The organism is Streptomyces sp., from assembly GCF_036566765.1.
GTDB lineage: Bacteria > Actinomycetota > Actinomycetes > Streptomycetales > Streptomycetaceae > Streptomyces.
The window spans coordinates 1-2,400 of the sequence record NZ_DATCVQ010000429.1 but is presented as its reverse complement, the minus strand read 5'-3'; the positions used below and the strand labels follow the sequence as shown (position 1 = coordinate 2,400).

Here is a 2,400-nt window from a genome sequence, read left to right as displayed (position 1 = left end):
CCGTACTCCCCGCCAGCACCCACCCGAACTCGGACTCGCGGTAGTGGAACGGCATCGGCACCCCGTCCACCGGCAGCGACAGCGTGGACCACTCCGGCCCGTCAAGGTCGTCCGCCAGCTCGAACGCCGCCTCCGTCTGCTGCTCCAGCCAGTCGTCGCGCAGCGCGTGGTCCAGCTGGGCGGGCCAGGTGTACGCCAGCAGGCCCGAGCCGGCCAGCCAGGCCGCCGAGGACACCGTGGTGGCGTCCAGCACCCCCGTACCGTCCCCCGAACGCCGTACCGGGCTCGCGGCGACCGTCACGACCACCGCGAAGCGCTCCTTCTCCGCACCCCCCGCGTCGGACTTTATCGACGGCTCGTCGCCGTGCCCCAGCGAACCGTGCTGGACCGTCCCGTCCGCGGCCGTGCCGACCTGCATCAGCCAGCGCGGCCCGGTGAACGCCTCGTCGAGCCCGTACCAGGCGAATGGGGCGCTCAGGAAGCCCTCGGCGGTACGCCGGGCAGCGGGCACCCCTTCCACCCGACTCGTCGTCTCCATCTCCGGCCGCCTCCTCGATCTTTCGTGTCCGCATCAACGGACGACAGTCGAGGATAGCCACCCCGCCCCGGCCGCCCGGGATTTGGCGGCCGGGCGGGTCAGGTGGCGTCGGCGTCGAACAGCGGGCGGTCGCCCCCGTCGGGCGTGTCGGTCTTCTTCACGAGGTCCGGCTTCGGCGAGCCGTTCGCCGCCGCCACGGACGACGGCTCGGACTCGGGCTCGCGGCTGTTCACCGCGTCGGCGACCTCGTTCATCTCCTTGCGGAGGTCGAAGCTGTCGCGCAGATCCTTCAGCTCGCTGAGCTCGCCGTCCTTGTCCAGCTGCTTGCGCAGGTACGTCTTCGGGTTCAGGTCCTCGAACTCGAAGTCCTTGAACTCGGGTCCCAGCTCGTTGCGGATGTCCTGCTTGGCGCTCTCGGAGAAGCTCCGGACCTTGCGGATGAAGCCGGCGACGTCCTGAATGACCTTCGGCAGCTTGTCCGGACCGAAAATGAGCACGGCGAGGACAACGAGCGTGGCCAGCTCGAGTATGCCGATGTCGTTGAACACCTTGCTGCTCCTTCAGGGGGTCCGGGCCCGATCCACGGTACCCGCCGAAACTGCCGGCGCGGTACCTCGAGGCGTCCGCCACATGGCGATCAGGAGCCCTGCGCGGAACCGAGAGTCAACGTCTTGGTCTGCTCCTTGCCGCCGCGCAGCAGCGTCAGCTCCAGGCGGTCGCCGGGGCGGTGGGCACGGATCTTCACGATCAGCTCCTCGCCGTTGTGCACCCGCTGGCCGTCGACCTTGGTGATGACGTCGCCGGCGCGGATGCCCGCCTTGTCGGCCGGTCCGCCGGACGTGATCGCCGGGCTTTTGTCCTTGCCCTTGTCGCCGACCCGCGCACCGTCGCCGCTGTACTGCATGTCGAGGCTCACGCCGATGACGGGGTGGGTGGCCTTGCCGGTGTTGATCAGCTCCTCGGCGACGCGCTTGCCCTGGTTGATCGGGATGGCGAAGCCGAGGCCGATGGAGCCGGACTGACCGGTGGTCGGGTTCGAGCCGTTCCCCGCGGCGCGTATGGCGCTGTTGATGCCGATGACCTGGGCCTTGGAGTCGACGAGCGGGCCGCCGGAGTTGCCGGGGTTGATCGGGGCGTCGGTCTGTAGGGCGTCGACGTAGCTGATGTCGCTGCCGTCGCCCTTCTCGCCGCCGGCGGTGATCGGCCGCTCCTTGGCGCTGATGATGCCGGAGGTGACGGTGTTCTGGAGGTCGAAGGGCGCGCCGATGGCGACGACGGGGTCGCCGACGCGGACGTTGTCGGAGTTCCCGAGCGGCAGCGGCTTGAGGTTGGTGACGCCGCTGACCTTGACGACCGCGAGGTCGTAGCCGCTGTCCTTGCCGACGAGCTTGGCCTCGGCCGTCTCGCCGCTGCTGAAGGTGACCGAGATGTCGCCGGAGCTGCCGGCCGGGTCGACGACGTGGTTGTTGGTGAGGATGTGGCCCTTGTCGTCGAGCACGAACCCCGTGCCGGTGCCGGCGGACCCGCCGCCCTTCACATGGATGGTGACGACGCTCGGCAGCGCGCTCGCGGCGATGCCGGCGACGCTGTCGGGCGCGCGGCCGCTGTCCTCGGCGCCGGCCTGCGGGAGCTCGATGGTGGTGAGGCCGTCGTTCCGCTCGATGTACGCACCGACACCGCCGCCGACGATGCCGGTGGCGAGCGCGATGACCAGCGCACCGAGGAACCCGATGCCGCGCCGGGCGGCCTTGCCGGGCGGTACGGGCGTGACGGGGCCCGTCGCGGCGCCGGCCGGGGTGCTCCAGGGGTCGTACTGCACCCACGGCGAGGTCGCGGGGACGGGGGCGGGGGCGGGCCCGGGC

Annotated in this window: 3 protein-coding genes; all 3 read right to left on the bottom strand. The window is 70.9% G+C overall.

From position 1 onward, the window contains the following. Positions 1–538 (bottom strand): hypothetical protein (locus VIU94_RS25525; RefSeq protein ID WP_331914524.1); only part of this gene is annotated, 538 nt, incomplete at its 3' end. Between the two features lie 98 nt (positions 539–636). Next, on the bottom strand, positions 637–1,086 hold the full coding sequence (locus VIU94_RS25520) for a sec-independent translocase (RefSeq protein ID WP_331914522.1): 450 nt from the start codon (positions 1,084–1,086) through the stop codon (positions 637–639). Between the two features lie 89 nt (positions 1,087–1,175). Next, positions 1,176–2,400: S1C family serine protease (locus VIU94_RS25515; RefSeq protein ID WP_331914520.1), on the bottom strand; the 1,225-nt coding region annotated here is incomplete at its 5' end.